Source organism: Chryseobacterium sp. GW823-FHT05E08 (genome assembly GCF_058795655.1).
Map to the genome: position 1 here is coordinate 58,023 of NZ_JBXAHY010000007.1, position 25,159 is coordinate 83,181.

The window sequence follows — 25,159 nt, forward strand, 5'->3', positions numbered from 1 at the left end:
AATGGATACAACATTAATTAATATTCTCTGTCTTGTTTTATTGTTCCTCGGGATGTTAGGAACTTTTCTTCCTGTTTTACCTGGATTATTATTAAGTCTTTGTGGTTTGCTAATCTATAAATATGGAACGGATGCTGATCTATCTATGATCTACATTTGGGCTTTTGGAATTCTGACGGCAGTTTCTGTAGTTTTAAGTTATGTAATTCCAGCCAAAACCAATCAAAAATATGGTGGAACACGTTGGGGAAGTATCGGTTCGATAATAGGAACGATTGTCGGAATGTTTTTACCAATTCCACTCGGTTTCCTGATCGGAATGTTTGCCGGAGTTTTCATCGGAGAACTACTTCATGACAGCAAAGATATGAATAAGGCTTTGAAGTCTACAAAAGGGGCTTTTATAGGATTTATTTACGGAACAGGATTTAGTTTGGTTGTAGGTGTGGCAATGTTTTTGGTAGTAGTACTGAATATGCTTAATATCATTTAAAACAGAAAATCATGCTACATAAAACCATCATATTCGGCTTAGGATTATTGACATTAGCCAACTGCAATGCGCAAAAGGAAACGAAAACCTCAACAAAAAATACGGTGACAGGCGAAATAAAAGACGTAAAATCAATGAATAAGGATGAAAATATCATTTACTTCAATGAGGGAGAAAATAAATTCCTTAAAGAATATGAAATGAATGTCACCTTCAAAGGTATTTCCGAAGACAGCCGTTGTCCTGAGGGCGTCAACTGTATGTGGGCAGGAGTTGCTGTGGCACAGATTGAAGTGATGGGAATTGCAACAAGACCAATGACCGTAAATATCGCAACTACAGAAAATGCAGGACGAAATTATCATCAATCCACAGATTTCAATGGAAATACCATTTCATTGAAAGAAGTAAATCCTTACCCAACATCAAAAGACGGTACCAAAGCGCTTGCTGGAAAATATAGAATCGGAATTGTTATCAAAAAAGGTGGCGAAAATTCTACCACGAAATAGGCTTCTTCCCTTTTGAAACCAAATATTCATTAATTTTTGAAAAAGGTTTGCTACCGAAAAATCCTCTGTACACAGAAAAAGGTGACGGATGCGCCGATTTAATAATAAAATGTTTAGCCGGATCAATGAATTCGGCTTTTTTTTGTGCAAAAGCGCCCCACAATACGAAAACTACATTTTCTTTTTTATCTGAAATTTCTTTAATAATATAATTTGTGAAGGTTTCCCATCCTAAATCCTTGTGAGAATTCGGAGTGTGGGCACGAACGGTTAAAGTTGCATTCAGCATTAAAACACCTTGTTTTCCCCAATCGTCTAGCTCTTTTGAAGTTCTTACAATTCCTAAATCATCCTTTAATTCAATAAAAATATTTTTCAGCGATGGCGGTGCAGTAACCTGTTCAGAAACAGAAAAACACAAACCATTCGCTTGAAAATCATTATGATAAGGATCTTGCCCGATAATTACGACTTTAATATCATCGAAAGGCGTAATTTCCAACGCTCTGAAAATCTGATTTTTTGGTGGAAAAACTTTTGTTGTTGCGTATTCCTGTTTTACTTTCTCCCAAAGGGTGGTAAAGTAGGGAGTGCTTTTTATTGGGGCTAAAATTTCGGTCCAGGTCATAGGTTTGATTGATTTTTTTAAAATAGTTTGAGAATTAAATAATACTTTCCGCTGTCATTAAGAACAAAGAAAAACATATCAAAAAGTTTAGATTAAGTAAAATTCTATGATTTAATCGTTAATTTTTTTATGGAATTAACTAAATCAGTAATATAATTATTATCATTTACCGATAAATATCTATAATCCTGTAATAAGGGAGGAATTTCGTGATGCTCTAAATCAAAATTTAAACATATAAAATTTTTCTTTCCTAAATTAATTCTTTTTTGAATAAAAAAGTTCATTTCATTTTTTGCCCAATTTGAGTTTAAAAAATTTTTAGACAGACATATTATTCCTAATTCAGATTTATTTAATCCATCATTAATTTTTTCAGTAATACTATCTCCAAAATCTATTTCAAATTTATCATACCATACTTCAATTTCTTCTTTTTGTAGCTCTAAAAAAACATTATCAATAACTTTTTTATCTAAAGAAGAATGAGATAAAAAGATAGTTGGTGTTCCTCCTCTTTTTACTTCTCCCCAAATCTCGCTATATACTTTTTTAGAGCTATAGATAAACAAATCATTTGGAGCTTCTGTTAAAATACAGTCTAAATCTTCAATATTACTAAAAGAAACGGAACTATAACGTTTTTTCTCCATCCCATTAACTATATTATCTAGCATGTAGTTAAAAATTCTCTTTTTAGTAGGATGATTGACCTTTAGCCAATCATCAAATTGATCATCATTTTTTTCAAAATATAACAATAATAAAAATTCAGGACTATAAATGTTATTATTAATAAATATAGTAACACCTGTGAGAATATCTTTATCGAAAGAATTTAAAATCGAAGCAATAAATTTTCTTTCTTCCACTCTCTCACCATAAGATAATTCAAATAAATAACTCTTCATATTAAATATATTTTAATTAAACGTAGACAAAACTGACACAATAAACTACTCAGACTTATCCTTCGCTAAATATTTATTTCTTCAAGCTAAAAACCAAATTATCAGGAAAACCTTCATCCTTTCTTTCCTCTTCTAAAATAAAATCATGCTTTAAAAGAATACCTTTCGAGTTTTCATTAAACTTATTGGTCATTGCGACAATTTCCTGCAAATGTAAATCATTAAAACCAAAATTTACAACTGCAGTCAACGCTTCCGACATAATTCCTTTTCTATGATAGTCGGGTAACAATTCATATCCAACTTCTGCTTGCTTTCTGTCGTCAGAAAATTTCCAAAGGCAAATCGTTCCGATAAGATTCGGTTGATCTTTTAAAGAAATTCCCCAATAAAACGTTTCATTATTTCGGATTCTTTCTTTAATGGTTAAAATAAATTGCAGCGCATCGTAGTTATTTTTCGGAGAATTTCTCTGAACGAATTGATTGATTATTTCGTTACTTCGAATTTTCAGAATATCCTCAACATGGCTTTCGTTGATTTCTTTTAATTGTAGTCTTTCAGTTTCTAGTTTCATTTCTCAAATTTAATAATTAAACTAATAAATTTTAACCACAAAAGTCACAAAAGATTTTATTGAAAATAAGATAATCAATAGTTCGTAAAAGTAAAAAAATCAAAGATTTTTAAAACTTATGTGTTCTTATTTGTAGTTTAATGATAAGCTTAAGATAACTAATGTGTTAATCTTTTGCAACTTTTGTGGTTAAAAAAGAATAAGTGTATTCTTTAAATTAGTTCATTTTCAAATTAAGATTCACATTTTCTCACTAAATTTGCACTGTGTATATAAATAAAGAAGATTTAAACGAATTAGAGTTTCCGCAATTGCTCGCGGAAATTTCTCCATTTGCGTATTCTCCGAAAACGAGAGACAAAATTCTTCAACTTCGTCCCATGGAAATTGACGAGGCAGGACTTTCACTTAAAAAAACTTCCGAATATTTATCGAGTTTTGAAAGTTCAAATGCGATTCCGTTTGATGAATACGAAGATATTGAAAGCGAATTACAACTCATGCTGATCGAGAATTACCGTCTCGAAAACAAGGCTTTCATCAAAATAAAAACGATTACCGAACAAATAGGAAGGCTTCAAAAGTTTTTCCCGACCATGCCTGAAACGTTCCCAACTTTGATGGAAGACGCTTCTGTATTGGAATTTAAGAAAGAAATCATTGATAAGGTTGATAAAGTTTTCAACCGTTTTGATGAAGTAAAAAGTGAAGCTTCTCCAATCTTGAAAACCTTAAGAGCGGAAATTCAACATGCTAAAAAAGCGATTCAGGAAAATTTCAACCGTGTATTGTTCAATTACGCTCAAAGTGATTTTCTTGATGATATTCGAGAGAGTAATATTGAAGACATACGAGTTTTAGCGGTAAAATCTGCTTATAAGAAAAGAGTTCCAGGAAGAGTGTTGGGACTTTCAAAAACAGGTTCTATCACTTATATTCAGCCAGATAGTGTCGTAAAACATTACTTTAAACTTCGCGAAAATCAGGAAGAAGAGAAAAAAGAAATTGATAAAATCCTAAGACAGCTTACTGCAGAATTGGCGGTATTCCAACCTCAGCTTTGGAGATATCAGGCTTATATTTTTGATCTTGATCTTACGAGAGCCAAGTCTAAGTTTGCAGAATTAATTAATGGAGTTTTACCAAAAATCAACCGTCATAAAACGTTAAAGCTAAGAGAAGCTTTCCATCCATTGCTTTGGTTAAGAAACAAAGCGGAGAATAAAACGATTTTCTCTCAAACATTATCTTTAACGGATCAAAACAGAATTATCTGTATTTCCGGACCAAATGCCGGAGGAAAATCGATCACTTTGAAAACGGTAGGTTTACTTCAATTAATGATCCAGAGCGGAATTTTAGTTCCTGTTCATCCCAGGTCTGAAATGTTTTTCTTTGACAAAATCATGACCGATATTGGTGATAATCAATCTATTGAAAATCATCTTTCAACCTATTCTTCGAGATTAAAGAAAATGGGCGGAATCATCCGTGAAGCTGATGCCAATACCCTTTTATTGATTGATGAATTCGGAACGGGCTCAGATCCTGAATTGGGAGGTGCTTTGGCAGAAAGTTTCTTAGAGTTTTTCTATGACAAGAAGAGTTTTGCGATCATTACAACACACTACACCAACATTAAATTGGTTGTAGAAGAACTTTCTCATGCCGAAAATGCAGCCATGCTTTTTGATGAAGAAACGTTGGAACCGATGTATAAATTAGAGGTCGGACAGGCTGGTAGTTCATTTACTTTTGAGGTTGCCGAGAAGAATAAAATCCCAAGGTTTATCATTCATTCTGCGAAGAAAAAAGTGGAACATGACATCGTGAATCTCGATAAAACAATTGTAAAACTTCAGCAGGAAAAATTCGAGGTTGAAAAACTGAAGACCGATCTTGCCGAAAGAAAGGAATCCGTTGAAGACAAGCGCGATAATCTGCAAAAACTGAATGAACAGCTTCAACAAAAACTGTTCAATTTCCAAAAGTTGTATGAAGATGAACATCGTAAACTTCAGTTTGGAAATAAGATTGAAACCTTTATCGACGGCTACATAAAAGGAAGATCCCGAAAAGATGTGGTGAAAGATTTTGTAAAAATTTTAGAACAGGAAAAATTCAGGAAAATCGGTGCTGATAAAGATGAAACGAAAAGACTTCAGGTTGTAAAAAGAAAAATCACGCAACAACTGAAAAAAGAAGACGTCATTGAAAAAATCACAGAAACCAACGAAAAAATAGAAGAAAAGCGTCAAACTGACCGCGCTGTTTGGATGAAAATTGGTCAACGCGTTCGTATCACAGGAAGTACAAGTGTCGGGACGATTGAAAAGATATCCAGAAACAAAGTGATTGTGAATTACGGGACTTTTAAGACGACGATTAGTGCTGAGGAATTGGAGAGGATTTAATGATTAATATATGACTGTAAAGACACAGATTACTTTCAAGGATTTTTGGGGTTTTTATTTAAAAGGTTCTTTAATAAGGTTTTTTGGCTTTCCAATAATTGCTGTTTTACTTTTTATATTTAAAGGTTTTTTTGATGGCGATGAGCAGGATATTTTTAAAAATGCTTCCATCTGGTTGCTTGTTTTATGGGTTTTCATGACTATCAGAGGTTATTTTAGTATTAAAAAAGCTTATTATTCAGACAAAAAAATTCAGGAAAATATTTCTTATACTTTCGTTGAAGATAAAATTAAAACCGAAGGAGAGACATTTGAGAACGATTTTCATTGGAATACGGTTTCCAGAGTAAAAGAATTAAAAGATTGGTTTCTTATTTATCATAGTTTGCAAACCATGAATATGATTCCTAAAAAAGATTTTACAAAACAGGAAATTGTAGCGCTCAGAACGATTATTAAAAATAATGGCGTAAAAGCGAAACTTAGAAATGATTAATATTATAGAAAAGAGAATGTTTATATGCATTCTCTTTCTTTTTATCATTAATACAATATATAATTATGTTCAGAAAAAGCATTTAATTTATATATTTGAAGAGTCAAAAATTTTTCATGATGATTTCCGCAAAAAAAGTATTTTATTTATCAATTTTCAGTGTTTTTTCTTTGAGCTTAATGAAAGGGCAAAATAAAGTTCCTTTTGGAGTTGTAAAAGCTGAAGAAGGCTACGCCATGGTACGTGTTGCTAAGGATAATTACCGAAAAATTGTGGATAAAATCCGTATGCGCCGAGGAGATGTTTTTGTATATGTAAAACCCGCTCCCGGAGAAACAGAATGGATCTGGATCAAATATCCTGACAAAGACGACACCGAAAAACCTTTCGTAAGGTATGATTCTCTGAACAAAGAAGGTATGGTGAACAAAGACCGTATCGCTTACATCGATCAGTTACCACCTTACACTCCATCAAAATCTAAAAACGGAAAATCTCTTATTTTTACAGATAATACTGATCCGAAAATTCCGGCTAATCAAAGAAGTAAAGTAATTATTGATGTTTACCCATCCACCGCGAGTTATCGTAAAAAGGAAAAAGATGCTAACGGAAAAATCCTTACCATTGATAAAGTAAGACCTTGGGGAATCGGTAATGAACTTCCTGAAGGTGTGACGGAAATTAAATCTATCAGGATTCAACAACCTGGAAGAGGTTCTGTTTTTGTGAGAGAAGCTATTAAAAATTTATTCCAACCAACAATGGACTTCAATAATGTTGGGGTGACTTCTATCGATAATGATCACATCTTTCTTTATATGATCAATGGCTCAGGAGAAAACCGTTATACCACGCTTTGGACGATCAAAGAAGGCAAGGTTATCAGCCAGATCATCTATAATAATCCGGAATAATTCGTTTATCTTTCATATAATCCTTATTTTTGCACCGAAAAGTTATTTTGCTTTTGGCTTCTAGCTGATGGCATGTGGCTTTTTAGAAACTGGTTCTGCTTAACTGCAGATTAAAAGGGAATCGTGTGAAAATCACGAACTGTCGCGCAACTGTAAGTAACGAAAAGTCTTTATCAAGAATCCACTGTGCGAGGCATGGGAAGGAGATAAAGATGTTACAAGTCAGGAGACCTACCTATTTCTTTAAGACAAAAACTTTCGCGATCTGAAGTTTATTGATCAATAGTTTTTTTCAGGAATTTCTATGTTCCTGTTATTTTCTGTTTGTTCTAATATTCTTTCTTTTCGCTTTAATTAATAATGAAATATGACTACAGAAGAAAGAATTAAAGCATCCGAAACCAGCATTTTTAAAGCCGTTTTCCCTAATACAACCAATCATTACGACACCCTTTTTGGAGGTACAGCGATGCAATTGATGGATGAAGTGGCATTTATCACCGCAACCCGATTTGCCAGAAAAAGAGTGGTTACAGTAAGCAGCGACAAGATTGATTTTAAAAGACCAATTCCTGCAGGAACGATTGTGGAGTTAATTGGTAAAGTTTCTCACGTTGGAACAACAAGTATGAAAGTAAATGTAGAAATCTACACTGAACAAATGTATTCTTACGAAAGAGAAAGAGCAATTGTTGGTGATTTTACTTTTGTGGCGATTGATGAATTTAAGAAACCAATTCAAATATTATAAATCCTTTTTATGGTTTCGGCGGCCTTTGGCCGCCGAAACCTCTTTTACTTTTATATTATCACAAGGATAAATAAAATTATCTTACAACCTTCTCAGTTTCCAAATTTTTAATCATTAAATACTGAAAAGCCTCTCCCATTTCATCTGAAGCTCTGCTGATTGCATTCTCCAACATATTTCTGACCTGATTTTCGGTTACTCCGACTTCTGTCCAGCTTTTTCCTGAGGTGTGAGAATTTAGAATGAAGGGCATAATTCTGTCGATTGCACAGGCAAAAATAGCGTCGGGAGTTTGCTCTTCTTCAAATTCAAGCCAAAGATTGAAGAACTCAGAACGTAAAGGTTCATCTAAAATTCCGAAAATATTTTGAGCGGATTGTTTTTCTCTTTCAAATTTCCCGACCATTGCTGCTTCATCAAATAGGAAAGTATCTCCGGCTTCAATTTCCACTAAATCATGAATGGAAAGCATTCTTATTACTCTTAACAAATCAACATCTGCCCTGTTTTTCGCATATGGAAAAAGGATTTGAGCTAAAATAATGATCTGCCATGAATGTTCAGCCGTATTTTCTCTTCTCGAATCATCGGCATTATAATTTCTTCTCTGTACATTTTTTAAAGCATCAACTGCTAAAATAAAATCGATCTCCTTTTGTATCTTCATTTTTACTCTTTATAGTATTGATTGATTGGATGCGTCTCTTAATTCAAAATGATTTTGTCTACATGTGACACCACGATATATTTATTTAAAATTCCAACCAAATAGTATTGCAAAAATAAGGGTTTTGATTGTAAAGCTCATTTATGTAAGAGATTAATTGTATTTTTAATAGAAATATTCAACATGCATCCAGAGTTTAATTATCCGGCAGAAATCAAGGGAAAAAGAAAGCTATATTCTTTATTTAAAGGGTTAAACCATCCGTTGGAAGTCATTAGCGGAAATCATCAATCTGTAGGTGATAATTATTATATTAGAGCAAGTTTTACCGATAAAAACTTCATCTTTTCTCAGGATAAAGAGTTTGTTGAATATATTTTAAAACAGAATCATAAAAATTATCAAAAATCTGAAATACAATCTGTCACTTTAGGAAAATATCTTGGAAAAGGACTGTTAACCAACAATGGAAAAGACTGGTTAAAGCAAAGAAGACTGATTCAACCAGGTTTTGGTAAGGCAAAAATTGCCAATCTTGTTTCCATTATGGAAGAAGAAATTGATAAATCTCTTGAGTCATTTAAAACCGAATCTGAGGTAGATCTGTATGATTTCTTTCATTCTCTGGCTTTTAATATTGTTGCGAAAACCCTTTTCAGTTCTGATGTTGACGAAAATACCGTGAATGAATTAAGCAAAATAATCACAGAAGTTCAGGAAGTTTCTACCAAAGAAGTTCGTTTACCTTTTTATACCAATATCTTGAATATTTTCGGTGTTATTGATAAAAACATTGAAAAAAGTAAGAGATCAAAAGCGATCATTCAAAGTGTTTTAGACAAAAGAAGAAGTTCGGGCGAGGAAAAGAACGATCTTTTGGATATGCTGATCCAGACGAGATATGAAGATACGCAACTTCCAATGTCGGACGAACAGTTGGTTGATGAAATGCTTATTCTTTTCATTGCCGGACATGAAACGACTGCCAATGCTTTAAGTTTTATCTTTTTTGAGATCAGTCAAAACCCAAAAGCTGAGGAAAAATTAAAAAAAGAAATTGAAGATGAGGGAGAAATGGTTTTCACTTCAGAAAATTTAATGAAGAAATCATTTACTGTAAATATTATCAAAGAAGCTATGCGTTTGCATTCTCCGGCTTGGGCGATCGATCGCGAGGCTTTAGAAGATGATAGTTTTAAAGAATATTCGTGGCCAAAAGGCACTTTGATTATCCTTTACATTAGCGGACTTCACAGAAATCCAAAATATTGGGAACATCCGGACTCGTTTATTCCTGAACGTTTTGAGGATGAAAATTCTAAAAATTTCGCTTACTATCCTTTCGGAGCCGGCCCTCGACTTTGCATCGGTGAGCATTTTGCCATGATGGAAATGGCTCTTATCGTTCGTAAATTCTACAAAAGGTTCACTTTTATATCATATCAGAAAAAATTAGAGAAAAAAGCGCTTGTTACGCTAAGACCTATTAGCTTAAAAGGTAAAATTATCAATAATTTGACTTAATTTTTCTAAAACATTAAATTCTAAAAATTCGACGTTAAAAATTATTAGACTGATTTTCAATTAGTTATACTATTAATTTATATTTTTTCACTACTTTGTATTGCATATTACCATTTTAATTACATATCTTTGTAATGTAAAATCGGAATAGGTTCAACTAGCTAGGAATTTTATTCTGATTGGATATAACTAATTAACAAAACTTATCAAAGATGAATACCGAAAATACCAAAGCGCAAATGCGAAAAGGAATTCTGGAATTCTGTATTTTAAGTCTCATCAACCTTCGTGAAATGTATGTTTCCGACCTGATAGATGAACTGAAAAAAGGAAAGCTGGATGTAGTAGAAGGAACCCTCTACCCTCTTTTAACAAGACTGAAAAACGGAGAGTTTCTCTCTTACAGATGGGAAGAATCTACAGGAGGGCCACCCAGAAAATATTACCAAATAACAGAAAAAGGCAAATTGTTTTTGGACGAACTTCAAAATACCTGGAAAGAATTAACAGATTCTGTAAACCAAATCACTCAAAAAATTTAAAAACAAAGCTATGAACAAGACACTCTCAATAGGACTCGCAGGTTTCTCTTTTACAATAGAAGAACACGCATATATAAAGCTTAGCGATTATCTTAATGCACTGAGAAGCTCTTTAGACGCTTCGGAAGCAGATGAGGTAATGCATGACATAGAAATAAGAATGGTTGAAATTTTCAGAGATTCTTTAGGAAAACGTGAAGTGGTAAATGATACCGATGTTGAAAGAGTAATCGCTCAGATCGGAACTCCGGAAAAGATCGAAGAACAGGAAGAAGCTTATTATTCTGAAAAAAATACTAAGAAAGCAAGCGCTTCAGGAACTGAATACACAGACAAAAAACAATTGTTCCGTGATCCAGAAAGACAAAAAATAGCAGGTGTTTGTGCAGGTTTAGCTCATTACGTTGGAATGGACATTACGGCGATGAGAGCAATCTGGTTAGGAATTTTCATCCTTGGGATCTTTACAGCAGCAATTTCTTCTTCATTAGTGGTATTACTTTACATCATTCTTTGGATCGTTTTACCAACTGCAGAAACTGCAGCAGATTTCCTGAAAATGAAGGGAAAGCCTATGAACTTCGACAATCTTAAAAATGAGTCTAATAAATTAGTACAATTCGCTAATGAATCTACTCAGAGAGTCGGAGAAATCTATATCGAAAGCAAACCTTACATTAACAATGCAGGAAGCGGGATCTGGAATGTAATAAGATATATTTTAGGAGGAATCTTTGCTTTAATGGCTTTTGGTTGCCTTATCGGTTCATTTGTAGGTTTCGGATTTATGGGAAACAGTGATTTCCCTCCAATCAGCCAAATGAACTACTATTTCGATAACGACGGAATGAAATATGTGATCATGGCAATGATCGTTCTGGGAAGTTTAATTCCTGCAATGATATTCGCATTGTTAAGTATCAAATTAATTTCTCCAAAAACGAAATTAAGAAATACAGGATGGGTTTTAGGAGCATTATTCCTTGGATTGATTGCCATTTCAACTTACTTCGGAATCAGTATGGCTAAAAAAGAAATGTTCTTAAAAGGTCATAAAGAAGATACAGAAGAGGTTTCTATTAATACAACTTCAGACAGTATTTATGTAGATTTCAAGCAAATAACGATCCCTCAGAACTTTACAGGTTACGATGATGATCTTTATTCTGACAAAGTATCTGTTTATGAAAAAGACTGGATTCATGTAGATGTAACAAGAAAAGCTGACATTAAAACTCCTTATTTAATCATTAAAAAAGAAGCTAAAGGATACAATCTTCCACTTAATGTAAGCGTTCCTGTAGAAATTGTTAACAATAAAATTATCCTTCCAAATTACATCAAGTTCCCTTACGAACATAGATTTAGAGATTACAGCATCAATTATGAATTGGTAGTTCCTCAAAATACAATCGTAATCCCTGTAAAGAAAGACGGAATTGATTTTAACGGAGATCTAAACGCAGACGGAATGAATGACGACGATCAGGATAATGACTACAACAACGGAAATATCAGAATCGAGAAAAATAAAATCTCTGTAAACGGTTCTACTATTGAATATAGTTCTGATGATAAAGACAGCATCATCGTAAACGGAAAAAAAGTTCCTGCAAACCAGGCTGACAAAGTAATTGATTCAATGAAAACAAACATCAAAAAGATGAAAGGTGACGTTGATATCAAAGTAAACGACGGAAAAAACGAAATTTCTATCAAAACCAAATAATAAACTGAAGAGAGTGGCTGAAGGTGTGAATGGAAAGCAACAGTTTGAAATTCACACTCTTCTTCTCTCAAAAACAACAAAAAAACTAAATTTAAGTTCTGCATATCAAGAAATTATCTTATCTTCGTAAATAATTAATAACCCAAATCAAAACACTTACAAATGGTACAATTAGCACTAGAAATAGTAATCAAAATCGTAGATTTAATCAGCGGTTTGTTTTAAGAGCGATAATATTTCAATATATTTGTAAAGTATAACTATTTGGTTGTACTTTTTTTGTTTTTAAATCAAAGTATATGAAAAAACTGATTGGCAAATTAATGTTAAAAATGTTAGGTTGGAAGGTCGTTCTACAAGGCGATGTAAACAGTCTGGACAGATGTATTCTTGTTGTAGCACCACACACTCACAACATGGAATATTTATTAGGAAATCTTGCCTATTGGTCTTTGGGGAAACCTCTAAAAATAATCATTAAAGATGCCCACACAAAAGCTTGGTACGGAAGCGTAGTAAGAGGTTTGGGAGGCATTGGTATCGACAGAAGCCAGAAAAATGATTTGGTGAAATTTGTTGCAGATCAGTTTGCAAAAGAAGATTTCAGCCTTGTGATTACTCCGGAAGGTACCAGAAGCTGGGTTCCGAAATGGAGAAAAGGTTTTTATCATATGGCTTTAGCTGCAAAAGTTCCGATTGTTCTTGCTGCAGGAGATTTTAAAAGAAATATTGTATACCTAGGTTATACAATTCCTTATGAAAGATTGGCAAGCGCTCCCTTTTCAGAAATAATGGCGGAAATCCAAGATTATTATATCAAAAATGACATCGCCCCAAAAATTCCTGAAAACTGGAATCCTAATATTATGGGAAGTGATTTAGAAGTTAGAAGCTAGAAGCTAGAAGCTAGAAGCTAGAAGCTAGAAGCTAGAAGCTAGAAGCTAGAAGCAAAATTACTTACTCGAGTATCATTTATCAATCATTACTTATCATTTATTATAAAGCATGTCAAAAACTAAAGGAGAGATATTACAGTTTTTAAACAGTTGGGGCAACGATGTTACTTTAGCTAAAACGTTGGAAATACAATTCATCGACATTGATCTGGAAAATGAAACTTTGACAGCAACAATGCCTGTTCAGCCTAAAGTTCACCAACCTTTTGGTATTCTTCACGGCGGCGCAAGCTGTGTTTTAGCTGAAACGATGGGCTCAAGCCTGTCTAATATCTTCATTGATGGCAGTAAATATTATGGTGTTGGAACCAATATAAATTCCAACCATTTAAAAAGTAAAAAAGACGGTCTCGTAACTGCAGTCGCAAGATTTATCCGCAAAGGAAAAACGATGCACGTTTCAGAAATTGAAATTCGAGATGAAAAAGGCGTGTTGATTAATCATACAACAATGACCAACAATATCCTTTTAAAATAAGGTATATTTAAAATTAAAATACAAGACTCAAAAAAATTTGGGTCTTTTTTTATATACTTGCTGCAACCTTTTTTCATTTCTGCATCTTATAAGAAAATAACGACCATGAAAACTTTAATTTTACCTTTTTTATTTTTAATGACGCTGTTCGTGTCCTGTACAAATGACAGTTTAGATTCAGAATCTTTGGAAAAGAAAGTAAACTCCTACGACGTTTACGTTGCCGGAATGGAAAACTACAAAGCATGCTACTGGAAAAACAATGTGAAAACAGCTTTATTTTCTCCCGACAGTACTACTGCTACAAAAATTATTGTAGAAAATAATAACACTCATGTTCTGGGAAATACCCGCATGAATTTTAACAGAACCTATTATTATTGGAAAAATAATGTAAGACAAAATCTCGCTCAATATTTGGGAATTCCTTCAGTCGTGCAATATCAAATTCTGGATATGGCCATTGATAACGGAGATGATTATTTTGTTGGATATTATGATACAAGTTCGCCTATAGCAAATCAAAGATATGCATTGTGTATTTGGAAAAATGGAGTAAGAACAATTTTGAACAGATATGATAATATTATCTACACCAGCTCGAAACTTAATATTTTTAATCATCAGCCTTATGTTTCAGCGATCGTCAATGATGGAGGTATAAATTCAGGATATTATATTAATACAACTTTCCACCCTGTTCCGGGCAGTAGCTGGGTAAGTAATTTCAGTGAAAACACCAATGGGATTAATTTTCTATATATTAAAAATCAGAAATATTATTACAGACAGCTATCAACCAATACCGAAGTTCTGGTAGATAATACCCAGATTCCTAATCTGAATGAAGGAAAAATAATTAGTGAAGCAAACTCTAATGATCTTTATGTGATTGGACATACATTTACAGATAATTACTATTATAAAAATAATGTGCAGATCACATTTCCTTTAGATCCAACTTATACATCAATTAAAGATATGTTTGTTCTTGATAATAATATGTATGTGATCAAACAGCAAACCGTACCTTATGCAAGTAAAGTGTATATCAATAATGTAGAAACGCAAAGTATTACCAATAGTTCAGGACAATTTGTAAACGCATATAACTCTATTTTTGCAGTTGAGAATTAAAGCAATATGAATGAAAAAAACAGCATAGATTGGCAATATGTCTACGGTAATTACTCCCCAAAACTCTTGGGGATTTGCCGCAGATACATACAGGATATTTACACTGCGGAAGATATTGTTCAGGACAGTTTCATCGCAGCGATACAGAATAAACATCAGCTCAGAGATGAAAAACTCCTCTTTGCTTGGTTAAAAAAAATCGTGGTGAATAATGCTTTACAATACATCCGAAAAAGCAGTAAAGAAATCTTCACTTCCACCGAAATTTCAGAAATTCCAGATACCCTTTCAGAGATGAGCGATCCTGTTTCAGAAGAAAAAAAACACATTTTTATATATGATTTCACGAGGGAAGAATTGTTGTTGTCGATAGACCATCTGCCTTCTCATCACAAATCGGTTTTCAATTTATTTTGTATTGAAAATTATTCTCATGCAGAGATTTCAAGTGCGCTCGGGATCTCTGTTAATACCTCAAAATCTCATTTATTGAGAGCAAAAAAATCTATTCAAATTTATTTGCTTAATAATATTGTAGACGAAAACACTCCGAAAAATAAAAAGAAATTGGCTCAATTGTTAGTGTTTTTAGGTTTTGGAGGATTATTATGGGCGCAAACTTTCAGAAGTAAATTCTCGGATTTCAATATTGCACCTTCAAAAGAGTTTAAAATTCCAGAAAAAGGAATGAGTAATTTTGCGTCTTTTTCTCCAACTTCAAATCAGACCTGGAAAAAGAAAATTGTTATAAGTTCTACAATTTTATTGATTATTACTGCTTCAATTTTTATATTAAAACCTAAAAGTAACTTACTTACAAAAGAAAACATTAGCACTACATCTGATAAAATTTCAAAAGATGAAAGCAATAAAACTGAAAATGTTTCTCAAAAAAAGCCTGATATTTTAGAAGTAAATAATTCCAATGATGAAAATTTAAACCAAACCAATACTGAAACAACAACCTCAGAATCACAATTGATTTCAAAAGAAAAAAATGCAGAAGAAAACAAGAAATCAAAGAAAATTATTTTGAAAGATTCAACTAATGAAGCTCCCAAAAAAGTAATTGTTGTCAAAAAAATTATCCAAAGGGATACGATATTTGTAGAAAGATAAAAATCATTTATTCACCATGTTCTTGAAAAAACTAATTGTCATTTCATTGCTTATCATCGCTAATTTTTCTTTTGCCCAAAAGAGAAAAAAGATAGACACGGTGTATGTTTATGAAAAAGTGATCGTTTATGATACGGTATATTTAGAAAAGCCCGTAAAGATAGTATCTAAGGAAGTTTTAATACCTAAATATTCTATTACTGAAATAAAAATTAAAAATAATTTGAAAACGACCCAAAATAATGTAAAAATAAAATCATACCCTTTATTAGAATACGGAATTGAAGCAGGAATCGGACTAAAAAACAGCAATTGGGGAAAAGAACTTTCAACTAAAAAACAACAGTTTGGAGAAAATTTGGGAATTTGGGTATCGAAAAGCATTATTAATCCAAAGTTATCATTAATGCTTTCCGCTAATGTTTATTATTGGAATTCTTCATTTGATCTTGACGCAAATAAAGAAGAAACTTATCTCAACGGATATTATTTTACAACAGATCATCAACCTTTACTTTTCCAAAGATTTAATAATAAACATTTTGAATATGCGCTTCAGTTAAAATTATTCTACGAATGGAAAAATATTCGCCCGTTTGCTGGATTTTTAGTTAATCGAAATATTTATAAAATGCAGTTTTTAGTTCCTGAAAACAATGTTTTAGATAAATTGGATGATTTCAAGACCACTCAAAACAATTACGGATTCACTTTTGGAGTTCAATATCGAATTTTAAAGCGTTTTTTACTGTCATTAGATTATCAGCAATACCAAATGAAGAATCTTTCCTTAAAAAACTCGTCATTTGATTTTGAGATTTTTAAGACTAGTAATACCTTTGCAGAAAGAAAAATCAATCTTGGAATCTCTTATACGATTTCCAAATAATGATTTTCGAAAAGCATTCAATCAATGATTTATTTCAAATTTCCTTTTGACGAAAAACTGTATTCAACAGATGAAAAAACAGGTAAAAATTTAATCAATTTTCATTCTTTTGACGGTTTAAGGCAAATCAGTTTTGATGGAGATATTATTGAGATAAATCAGGAAAATTTTGATAAAGAAATTATTACAAACGACTCTTTACCAGAAGACAAAAGCAATTTCATCGCTGAAACCAAGGATGAATATTTACAAAAATTAGAAGAAGTCATTGAAGTTATTAATAAAAATGATCTTCCAAAATTAGTCCTTTCAAGAAGGAAAATTTTTAATGATTTTAATCAAATTGATTTAAAAGAAAGCTTCGACAATTTATGTAAAACATATCCGAACGCTTTCAGATACATTTTCAATAATGGTGAAAACGCCTGGATGGGTGCTTTTTCAGAGGTTTTAGGAAAATTCAACAAAACGACTCATGAGTTTGAAACAATGAGCCTTGCGGGCACTCTACCTGTCTCAGAGGAGTGGTCTGAGAAAGAAATTGAGGAACAAAAGCCAGTTTCAAACTATATTAAAAATATCTTAACCAAATATGTCACTCTTAGCGGAGTCGAAGAGTCAAAAACGCACGATCATATTTCAGGGAATATCAAACATTTAAGAACAGATTTTAAAGCTAAAATACAACCTGAAGATTTGGATCGTCTTATTCAGGAATTACATCCTACTCCAGCTGTCTGCGGGATTCCGAAGGATTTTTGTAAAGAAAACATTCAAAAAATTGAAAAATTTCCGCGCGAATTTTATGCCGGTTATATCAAGATTGAAACAGAAGATACGGTTCAGTTTTTTGTTAATCTTCGTTGTGCAAAATTATACCAAAATGCCGTTCATCTCTTTGTAGGTGGCGGAATTACCGCACAAAGCAATCCTGAAAAAGAATGGATTGAAACAGAGCTAAAATCTGAAGCAGTTTTGAAGAATTTGGTTGTTTCTTAGTACTCTTAATTATTACTTATAAAAAAACCTCTTAAATCTAATTTAAGAGGTTTATATATTTTAACAATGTTAAAGATTATTTTTTCAATCCAATCTTACTCCATGTGTTTAACACAAAAAGTAAAACAAGCCCGATAACGGCCGAAGCAATTGAAAATACAAACTTCAGATTATCCTCAGATAAAACATCCGACTGCCAGTCTAAAGCATAAAGATTTATGGCGATAAACACGATGAATAGTACTAAAAATACTTTATAAAACTTCTGCATGATTCTTAAAAATTAATATAGTTCTGCACCAATTGTGCAAAGTTTGCTGTAAATAATTTAATTGAAATTGCCAAAAGGATGATCCCGAAAACTTTCTGTAAGATAGACAAAGTAGCCTCTCCCATTTTCCTTTCCAGCCATTTTGCTGATTTCAGCACCAAATATACGAAAATTGTGTTGAGAACGATTCCCAAAATAATATTAATATCATGAAATTCAGCTCTCAGCGATAACGTAGTTGTTAAAGTTCCGGCACCTGCAACCAGCGGAAACGCAATAGGGACAATAGATGCAGCCTTTGCTTCCGTCGTTTTATTGATCTCAATACCCAAAATCATCTCCAGTGCTATGATAAAAATCACAAAAGCTCCGGCAATAGCAAAGGAATTTACATCTACTCCGATCAATTTTAGGATCTTATTTCCAACAAATAAAAATATGATCATAATAACTCCGGCAGTAATAGAAGCCCTTCCTGCTTCAATTTGCCCGAACTTCTGTTGTAAGCTTACAACAATGGGAACAGAACCGATAATATCGATCACAGCGAAAAGAACCATAAAACAGGTAACAATCTCTTTTATAGAAAAATCATTAAAAACTTCCATCTTTTTGTAATTAAAAATTTCGCAAAAATATGAAAAAAAATTGATTATTTGCTAATCTGAGAATACAAATTAACAATTGCCTTCAAAAGTTCATCCATTCCTTCGGAAGATTTTACAGGAGCATACTTCTCTATCTGTATCTTCTGCGAAAGAGTTCTGTATTCTTCGGCAACTGCAGAACCCTTGTCTCTTTCCAGAAACTTTCTGAAATCTTCTGCTGAGCTTTGGAAATACTGATTTCTAACCTCAGAATCCATCTCATCTACGGTTTGAAAGAACTTCTGATAATCTTCATTATCTTTAAGATTTTCTAAATAACTGAAATAATCATTGATATCAGTTTTTAAGCTTTGTCTTATTTCATTTTCGGTTTCTGCTACAGAACCTAAAGATTTTGAAGGTACAGTTTCCTTAACTAATGTACGTTTTTTTTGCCAAGTCTTAAATAAAAGATAAGTAATAAATAATCCTAGTAAAATAGCAGTATTGGTTAAAAGTACACCCCAATTGAATTTACTTTTTTCTTTAACTTTAAATGAAGTTGTCTTTAAAACCGGAGTATTTACGGTTTCCAAAAAGCTGTTGGTATATTCATTTACCTTTTCAACCGTGGTTTTAGCTTCCATGATCTGATCATGTGAAAACGCATTCACTGCCAACGTTTCCTGACCAAGATCTGTATATTCTTTACTCGCCGGATTAAAGAAAGCGAACTGTTCTGTTTTAATAAAAATATCCCCCGCCTTTTTCGGAATGACAACATAATTTGCTAAGATCTCACCTTTAATTCCGGTAGTTCCCGGAGCTACATTTGAAGTAATTTTAGGGGCAAAAATCTCATAATCCGGAGATTCTACGATTTTTGGAAGTTCCATATCAGACAAATTTCCTTCCCCTGAAACTTTTACGACAACGTTGATCGGTTTTTTAACCTCAACCTTTTCTTTTGAAGCATTATAAACGCTTACATTAAAGTTTCCGACTGCATTTTTGAAGCATTCCGGAGAACCTTCAGGAAGCTTTCTTACATTAAGTTTAACCCTATTGGAAACTATTTTATTTTTATTTGAGTATGTATTAACAGATGCAGAAACTGCCGGTACCTCAACATACCCTGCCTCATTCGGGAACACCATAAATACGGCCAAAACTTGTGAAGCCATATTCCCGTAACTAGACGAAGGATCAATCTCAGATTTAGTGAAATTTACAGGATGTACATTGATGTTATCCTGTTCAGGAAGACGGATATTCTTCACTTTTCTGAAGTTATCTATATTTTTAGAATATACTTTCAGAACAGCAACAGTTGGCTGATCCTGATAAACATCCCTGTCTTCGATCTCCACGTTCAGATAAACATCATTGGAAGCACTTGCAACAGCTTTCTTTTCGACATCTTTTACCAAAATATCGAAAGGTTCTGTTTTATAAATTTTATTATTAACCGTAACCAAAACGGAACCGATCTTGATCTTACCTTTTTGTTTAGGTTCAAGCGCAAGTTGGGAAACTCGTTGCGTAATTACTGTGTTGGTCGCAGGATCAATATAAGTATTATTTACAGATCCGGAACCTATGATATTAAATTTTGACAAATCAGGAAGACGAATTGGCGTTTGCTGATTGTACTCGCTACCATTCATTTCCAGCGTGATAGTAAGGTTTACAACATCTTTTCCTGAGTAATCATTTTTATCAGGATTTACATTAATACTTACCTGTCCGTAAGAAATTACGGAAGAAAGGATAAATAATATGTAAATAATTTTCTGTTGCATCACCAATCTTTCTCGTTGCTTTGAGGCATCGAATAAGAATTTTTATTTAAAATCCTTTTGGCGGTTTCTTTCTCTTTATCGCTTACTTTATCTAATATTGCGTTTTCAAGATCTTTTGGCATTTTACCTTCATTATTCTGCTTTTGGTTCGGATCATTTCCTTGTTGACTTTCCCCCTGATTTTGCTGGCCTTTACCCTGATCCTGTTTTTGATCTTTGGTATCGCCTTTCTGATCATCATTTTTCTGTTGGTCTTTACCCCCGCCGCCTTTGCCTGACTTATTTTGCTGGTCTTTTTTCTGTTGGTTTTCTTTTTCCTTCAACTTGGCAATTCCATAATTTTTTCTTGTTGCTTCGTTGTAAGGATCCTGTTTTAGGGATTGCTTATAATAATCTGCAGCTTTGTCCGGCTGCTTCATCTGCATATAAGTATTTCCCAAATTATGAAGAGCTGCTGCCTTATCAGGAATTGTCTGAGAAAGTTTTTGTGCTTTTTCAAACTCAGCTTTTGCTTCATCATATTTTTTATTTTTATACAAAGCGTTACCTAAATTATAGTGTGCCGTAAAATCCTTTTCGTTAGATTTTATCGCTTCCATATACTTAGAAGATGCTCCATCATAGTTTTTACCATTAAATTTCTGATTGCCCTCATAGACCAAAGTCCTATAGCTTTCCTGCCCGAAAACGACGCCTGAAAACGAAAAAGCAATTATAAACGATAAAAAAATGATTTTAGTATTCATTATATGCAAAATTATCCCTTTATATGTTAATAAACAGTGTCTTAATTGTTAAAGTTGGGTTAAAGTGGTATCGAAACTTTTCAAAGACAATTATGAGTATTAAACATTAAAATCTCTTTTAGGATTAAAAATATAAATTAAAAAGAAGAAAAGTATTGAAACAGCTAAAAAATATTGATAATAATGATTAGCATTCTGAGATTTAACCAATGTTTCTGAAGAAGACATTTTCTTACTTAGAGCATCCGAAATTCTACTTGGAGCTTCATTAATATTATTTCCGTCAATATAAGTTCCACCTGTGGATTCTGCCATTTTTTTGAGCGCTTCGGTTTGTCTTTTAGAAATAACCGTTTCTCCGGCTTGGTCAGTTTTATAGCCCATTAATTGTCCAAAAACATATTCCGGAACGGGTGCACCTTCGTCTGAACCAATCCCTACGGAAGTGATCATTATCCCTTCTTTATTCGCCAATTTTATAGCAGCGTTGTCGTTTCCTTCATTGTCTTCACCATCACTCAACAAAACGATTTTTCTTGAGCCTTTGCTTACATTTTTAAATTTCTCAACCGCAACCTGCATTCCTTTTAAGAAATCAGTTCCCTGAATCTGCATAGAATTGGTTTCAATAGCATTAATGTAAGTTTCAGCTGAGCTGTAATCCGTTGTTAAAGGCATGATAGAAACAGATTCTCCTGCAAATATCACAATTCCGACTTTATCGCTTTTCATCTTCTGCATCGTGTTGATCATCAGATTTTTTGCTTCCGTCAAACGACTCGGATTAATATCCTCCGCATTCATAGAGTTAGAAACATCGAGCATAAAGATCACATTATTCATCCTTTGATTGCTTTTTACCTCTTCTGAACCATTTAATAAATCAATAATTGAAAATATTAAAAACAAAGTTCCCAAAAGATAAAGAGCAGGGAAAATTTTCACAAAACCTGATCTTTTTTCGAACAATTCTTCGTGAAACTGACTGTCCGCAAAAATGTTTCTCCTTTTATTATTCCATTTCAGAAAACGAATCAATAAAATAGCTAACAGCGGCAAAAGCAACAGCAACAATAAATACCAATAATTACCTAAATACCACTCCATCAGCTTAAAAATTTATAAAATACCCATCTCAGCAAAGCATCGATAATTAACATTCCTAAAGCAATCCAGAGGAAAATTTTAAAATATTCCTGATAATTATAAAGCTTGGAAACTTTGATATCAGATTTTTCCAATTGATTAATTTCATTATAAACCTCTTCCAGACTACTGTTTGAGGTAGCTCTGAAATATCTCCCATTCGTTGTTTGTGCCACTTCTCTTAAAAGTTCTTCATCAATTCTCACTTCCGTTTCTGTAAACACCAAATCACCGAAAATATCCTGTTGAGTAGGCATCAACGCATATCCGTTTGTTCCAATTCCGATGGAATAGACTTTAATATCGTTGTTTTTAGCCAATTCAGCAGCAACCTGTGCAGGCATCGCATTTTCAATCGTGTTGACACCATCTGTCATTAAAATAATGATCTTGCTTTTTGCCTTGCTGTTTCTGAGGTGATTTACAGCAACAGAAAGTCCTTCTCCAATTGCAGTTCCGGGTTGCAGTTCCAACGGATTAAGATTCTTTAATTCATCAATAACAACCTGATGATCGGACGTTACAGGAACTTTCGTAAAAGCTTCACCGGAATAAGTCACTAAACCTAATCGATCATTCGGACGCTGATTAACAAATTTTATAGCAATTTCTTTCAATGCCGTTAGACGATCGGGCGTTAAATCTTTAGCCAACATACTCAATGATACATCGACAGCCAGCATAATATCAATTCCTTTTGTATCATCTCTGTCCTGAGAAACAGTGAACGTTCTTGGTCTCGCCATCGCAATGATCAGCGCGGAAAGAATAAGATATTTGGAGATTTTAAGTAAAAAAAGTACAGCTACAATTCCATTACTTCCTTCCATATTTTTTACGGTAGGAACTTTTATACCTTTCTTTTTCTGTTTGCTTACATCTCTGATAAAAAGAGGAATAAACAGCACGAAAAGCAGTAAAAACCACGGACTATAAAATTCAAAATTAAACATCCTTTCTCAAGTTTTCGAATTCTAAATCCTTTGATGATCTCTTCACAAATTCTCTAACGTCTGCAAAATCTTTTTCCATCGCGTCTTTATCAGGGAAAGTTTTGGCAAATTTCACCAAGTCTCCTCTTAAAAATACATCTTCCACCACTTTTTCGTTTTCCTGAGAAATCGTATTGTTCTTTTTCATTAAATCTATTAAATCATCCGTCAACAAAACATCTGCAGGCAAATGGTATTGTTTAGTGATAAATTTTCTTGAAATTTCTATTAATTCAACATAGAATGAACGGTAATTTCCTTCTTCAATATATTTTTTCTTTTTAAGAGAATCTAATTCTTTCAAGGTCTGATTGGTTGCCACAGCAGGAGAACTTTTTGATTTTCTGCCCCATTTCATATACATCACAACAGCAATAATCAAAGCAATAACCGCCAAAGCTGCTAAAATATAAAATTTGTAGAGCTCCCAATAATCTTTCGCTTCAAGTTTTACTTCCTTATTGTTCATGATATCGTTGATTTGATCTGCTTTTTGAGCAGTATTCATCACATCAATCTCGTAAGGAATTGTTTTTAAAACTTGATTTCCAACTTTAAATTCCAGTTCGGGAATAGTGAATTTTCCTTCTTCATAAACAGCGAACTCAATTTTTCTATAATAGATATCGGGATTCTGTGCTATACTATCTTTAATTTCTTCAAAATGGAAAGGTAGTAATTCATTTTTGGGGGCTGCTACAACCGTTTCATTGTGAAGATTATTTATCGTCACAACAATATAATTCACTTCTCCCAAAGCAAGCGTTTTCTTCTCAAGACTAGAAGAAAGTATCTGTGAAAAAGCATTCGCACAGACTAAAAAACATAATATAAATAGTAATTTCTTCAATTTTATCATTTAATTCAATGATTATTTAAAAGCATTTTGTCATTACGACGAAAGGAGGAATCTACAACCTAATATTCTTAATACTTTATTTCTTTTGAAAATAACCGTACAATAATTTCGAATAATCCGCACCGGTATTTACATTCATAAAACTGGCCGAACTGTTGGCAAAATCGTCTTCCAATGCTCTTACTTTTTGTTTCTGAGCTTCTGCAAAAGTATATCTCCATCTTGCGCTTGAAGTATTTGCCCAAACCTGTTTTCCTGTTTCGGCATCGTATAACAACGCGTATCCAACATCTGGAATTTCGTTGTCTTTTTCATCATAAATCCTCATTCCAAGCAAATGGTGTTTTTTTGAAGCGACACGAAGCATTTTAGAATCGTATTCATCTTCAAAATCTGAAAATAGGAAAACCAAAGATTTTCTTTTGAAAATTCCCATCATATATTCCATTGCTTTATCAATTTTGGAAACTGCCGGAACATAATCTGCCGTTAAAATATTACTAATAATCGATAAAATATGCTTCCTACCCTTTTGTGGTGGAATTACTTTATACACTTTATCAGCAAATAAAATCAGACCAACTTTATCATTATTTCCCGCCGCCGAAAAGCCTAAACTTGCTGCAATTTCTGCAACATATTCTCTTTTCAACTGAGTTTTTGTTCCATAATCCATTGAAGCGGAAATATCAACCAAAATCATCATCGTCAATTCCCTTTCCTCTTCCATTACTTTAACGAAAGGTTCACGGAAACGAGCGGTTTTATTCCAATCAATTCTACGAATTTCATCGCCAAACTGATATGGACGAACCTCCGAGAAAGTCATTCCCTGCCCTTTAAAAGCACTGTGATATTGTCCCATCAAAGTAGCTTCCGTCTTCCTGCGAGTACGGATTTCTATCTGCTTTACTTTTTTTACAATATCTTTTATCTGCATTTTTCGTGTTTGAGTGTGTTAGAATTTGAGTGTTTTTGTGTTGTTAAAACTTCCATCACCCTGCTTCCTTCTTCCAT

General features: G+C 33.1%; 27 protein-coding genes and 1 riboswitch. Of the genes, 15 read left to right on the plus strand and 12 right to left on the minus strand.

Going from position 1 to position 25,159, the window contains the following annotated elements:
- The first annotated feature begins 1 nt into the window (after position 1).
- Both AC1Q7L_RS19690 and AC1Q7L_RS19695 read left to right on the plus strand, forming a co-directional pair.
- Entirely contained in the window at positions 2–493 is a 492-nt protein-coding gene (locus AC1Q7L_RS19690) for a DUF456 domain-containing protein (protein WP_066756387.1), read from the plus strand.
- An 11-nt stretch (positions 494–504) separates the two neighbouring features.
- Positions 505–1,005, plus strand: a complete 501-nt coding sequence (locus tag AC1Q7L_RS19695) for a hypothetical protein (RefSeq protein WP_492307610.1) — start codon at positions 505–507, stop codon at positions 1,003–1,005.
- On the opposite strand, the gene AC1Q7L_RS19700 is transcribed toward AC1Q7L_RS19695, so the two are convergent.
- The 3 genes from AC1Q7L_RS19700 to AC1Q7L_RS19710 form a co-directional block, all read right to left on the minus strand.
- Positions 992–1,633: a uracil-DNA glycosylase gene (locus AC1Q7L_RS19700; protein ID WP_492307609.1), complete on the minus strand. Its 642-nt coding sequence runs from the start codon at positions 1,631–1,633 to the stop codon at positions 992–994. The two genes, AC1Q7L_RS19695 and AC1Q7L_RS19700, sit on opposite strands and share 14 nt — an antisense overlap.
- A 104-nt stretch (positions 1,634–1,737) precedes the next feature.
- Positions 1,738–2,544: a toll/interleukin-1 receptor domain-containing protein gene (locus tag AC1Q7L_RS19705; protein WP_492307608.1), complete on the minus strand. Its 807-nt coding sequence runs from the start codon at positions 2,542–2,544 to the stop codon at positions 1,738–1,740.
- Between the two features lie 73 nt (positions 2,545–2,617).
- Positions 2,618–3,121 carry a GNAT family N-acetyltransferase gene (locus AC1Q7L_RS19710; RefSeq protein WP_492307607.1) on the minus strand — a complete coding sequence of 168 codons (504 nt, stop codon included), beginning with the start codon at positions 3,119–3,121 and terminating at the stop codon, positions 2,618–2,620.
- 266 nt (positions 3,122–3,387) lie between these two features.
- On the opposite strand from AC1Q7L_RS19710, the gene AC1Q7L_RS19715 reads away from it, so the two are divergent.
- The 4 genes from AC1Q7L_RS19715 (at position 3,388) to AC1Q7L_RS19730 (ending at position 7,699) form a co-directional block, all read left to right on the plus strand.
- Positions 3,388–5,535 carry an endonuclease MutS2 gene (locus AC1Q7L_RS19715; RefSeq protein ID WP_410692513.1) on the plus strand — a complete coding sequence of 716 codons (2,148 nt, stop codon included), beginning with the start codon at positions 3,388–3,390 and terminating at the stop codon, positions 5,533–5,535.
- A 10-nt stretch (positions 5,536–5,545) separates the two neighbouring features.
- On the plus strand, positions 5,546–6,031 hold the full coding sequence (locus AC1Q7L_RS19720; protein ID WP_492307606.1) for a YcxB family protein: 486 nt from the start codon (positions 5,546–5,548) through the stop codon (positions 6,029–6,031).
- A gap of 116 nt (positions 6,032–6,147) precedes the next feature.
- Complete coding sequence (locus tag AC1Q7L_RS19725; protein WP_492307605.1) at positions 6,148–6,948, plus strand: hypothetical protein; 801 nt, start codon at positions 6,148–6,150, stop codon at positions 6,946–6,948.
- A 73-nt stretch (positions 6,949–7,021) separates the two neighbouring features.
- A riboswitch (cobalamin riboswitch) is annotated at positions 7,022–7,201 on the plus strand.
- Positions 7,202–7,315: 114 nt separating this feature from the next.
- Positions 7,316–7,699, plus strand: a complete 384-nt coding sequence (locus AC1Q7L_RS19730) for an acyl-CoA thioesterase (RefSeq protein ID WP_072409841.1) — start codon at positions 7,316–7,318, stop codon at positions 7,697–7,699.
- Positions 7,700–7,775: 76 nt separating this feature from the next.
- On the opposite strand, the gene AC1Q7L_RS19735 is transcribed toward AC1Q7L_RS19730, so the two are convergent.
- Positions 7,776–8,366, minus strand: coding sequence for an HD domain-containing protein (locus tag AC1Q7L_RS19735; RefSeq protein ID WP_492307604.1), 591 nt, complete (start codon positions 8,364–8,366; stop codon positions 7,776–7,778).
- A 183-nt stretch (positions 8,367–8,549) separates the two neighbouring features.
- On the opposite strand from AC1Q7L_RS19735, the gene AC1Q7L_RS19740 reads away from it, so the two are divergent.
- The 9 genes from AC1Q7L_RS19740 to AC1Q7L_RS19780 all read left to right on the plus strand — a co-directional run bounded on the left by AC1Q7L_RS19740 (position 8,550) and on the right by AC1Q7L_RS19780 (position 17,739).
- Positions 8,550–9,890: a cytochrome P450 gene (locus tag AC1Q7L_RS19740; RefSeq protein ID WP_492307603.1), complete on the plus strand. Its 1,341-nt coding sequence runs from the start codon at positions 8,550–8,552 to the stop codon at positions 9,888–9,890.
- Positions 9,891–10,102: 212 nt separating this feature from the next.
- Positions 10,103–10,432 (plus strand): PadR family transcriptional regulator, encoded by a 330-nt coding sequence (locus AC1Q7L_RS19745; RefSeq protein WP_066756355.1) that lies wholly within the window; start codon positions 10,103–10,105, stop codon positions 10,430–10,432.
- A 10-nt stretch (positions 10,433–10,442) separates the two neighbouring features.
- On the plus strand, positions 10,443–12,161 hold the full coding sequence (locus AC1Q7L_RS19750; RefSeq protein WP_492307602.1) for a PspC domain-containing protein: 1,719 nt from the start codon (positions 10,443–10,445) through the stop codon (positions 12,159–12,161).
- Positions 12,162–12,460: 299 nt separating this feature from the next.
- Positions 12,461–13,057 carry a 1-acyl-sn-glycerol-3-phosphate acyltransferase gene (locus tag AC1Q7L_RS19755; RefSeq protein WP_492307601.1) on the plus strand — a complete coding sequence of 199 codons (597 nt, stop codon included), beginning with the start codon at positions 12,461–12,463 and terminating at the stop codon, positions 13,055–13,057.
- A gap of 109 nt (positions 13,058–13,166) precedes the next feature.
- Complete coding sequence (locus AC1Q7L_RS19760; RefSeq protein WP_492307600.1) at positions 13,167–13,595, plus strand: PaaI family thioesterase; 429 nt, start codon at positions 13,167–13,169, stop codon at positions 13,593–13,595.
- 105 nt (positions 13,596–13,700) lie between these two features.
- Positions 13,701–14,732, plus strand: coding sequence for a hypothetical protein (locus AC1Q7L_RS19765; protein ID WP_492307599.1), 1,032 nt, complete (start codon positions 13,701–13,703; stop codon positions 14,730–14,732).
- 6 nt (positions 14,733–14,738) lie between these two features.
- Positions 14,739–15,851, plus strand: a complete 1,113-nt coding sequence (locus tag AC1Q7L_RS19770) for an RNA polymerase sigma factor (RefSeq protein ID WP_492307598.1) — start codon at positions 14,739–14,741, stop codon at positions 15,849–15,851.
- A gap of 16 nt (positions 15,852–15,867) precedes the next feature.
- A complete protein-coding gene (locus AC1Q7L_RS19775; RefSeq protein ID WP_492307597.1) occupies positions 15,868–16,740 on the plus strand; it encodes a hypothetical protein in 873 nt (290 codons plus the stop codon).
- Positions 16,741–16,764: 24 nt separating this feature from the next.
- Positions 16,765–17,739 carry a chorismate-binding protein gene (locus tag AC1Q7L_RS19780; RefSeq protein WP_492307596.1) on the plus strand — a complete coding sequence of 325 codons (975 nt, stop codon included), beginning with the start codon at positions 16,765–16,767 and terminating at the stop codon, positions 17,737–17,739.
- A 76-nt stretch (positions 17,740–17,815) separates the two neighbouring features.
- Here AC1Q7L_RS19780 and AC1Q7L_RS19785 read toward each other — a convergent pair whose 3' ends face one another.
- The 8 genes from AC1Q7L_RS19785 to AC1Q7L_RS19820 form a co-directional block, all read right to left on the minus strand.
- Positions 17,816–18,010, minus strand: coding sequence for a hypothetical protein (locus tag AC1Q7L_RS19785; protein WP_066756330.1), 195 nt, complete (start codon positions 18,008–18,010; stop codon positions 17,816–17,818).
- Positions 18,011–18,015: 5 nt separating this feature from the next.
- On the minus strand, positions 18,016–18,618 hold the full coding sequence (locus AC1Q7L_RS19790; protein WP_410692502.1) for a MarC family protein: 603 nt from the start codon (positions 18,616–18,618) through the stop codon (positions 18,016–18,018).
- A gap of 44 nt (positions 18,619–18,662) precedes the next feature.
- Positions 18,663–20,399 (minus strand): BatD family protein, encoded by a 1,737-nt coding sequence (locus AC1Q7L_RS19795; protein WP_492307595.1) that lies wholly within the window; start codon positions 20,397–20,399, stop codon positions 18,663–18,665.
- Positions 20,399–21,145, minus strand: coding sequence for a tetratricopeptide repeat protein (locus AC1Q7L_RS19800; protein ID WP_410692500.1), 747 nt, complete (start codon positions 21,143–21,145; stop codon positions 20,399–20,401). The genes AC1Q7L_RS19795 and AC1Q7L_RS19800 overlap by 1 nt, the downstream gene beginning before the upstream one ends.
- A gap of 99 nt (positions 21,146–21,244) precedes the next feature.
- Positions 21,245–22,252, minus strand: coding sequence for a vWA domain-containing protein (locus AC1Q7L_RS19805; RefSeq protein ID WP_492307594.1), 1,008 nt, complete (start codon positions 22,250–22,252; stop codon positions 21,245–21,247).
- Complete coding sequence (locus AC1Q7L_RS19810; RefSeq protein ID WP_492307593.1) at positions 22,252–23,244, minus strand: vWA domain-containing protein; 993 nt, start codon at positions 23,242–23,244, stop codon at positions 22,252–22,254. Before AC1Q7L_RS19810 ends, AC1Q7L_RS19805 begins: the two co-directional genes overlap by 1 nt.
- Positions 23,237–24,133, minus strand: a complete 897-nt coding sequence (locus tag AC1Q7L_RS19815) for a BatD family protein (RefSeq protein WP_492307592.1) — start codon at positions 24,131–24,133, stop codon at positions 23,237–23,239. Before AC1Q7L_RS19815 ends, AC1Q7L_RS19810 begins: the two co-directional genes overlap by 8 nt.
- Before the next feature lie 85 nt (positions 24,134–24,218).
- Complete coding sequence (locus AC1Q7L_RS19820) at positions 24,219–25,082, minus strand: DUF58 domain-containing protein (protein WP_492307591.1); 864 nt, start codon at positions 25,080–25,082, stop codon at positions 24,219–24,221.
- Between the last annotated feature and the right edge of the window lie 77 nt (positions 25,083–25,159).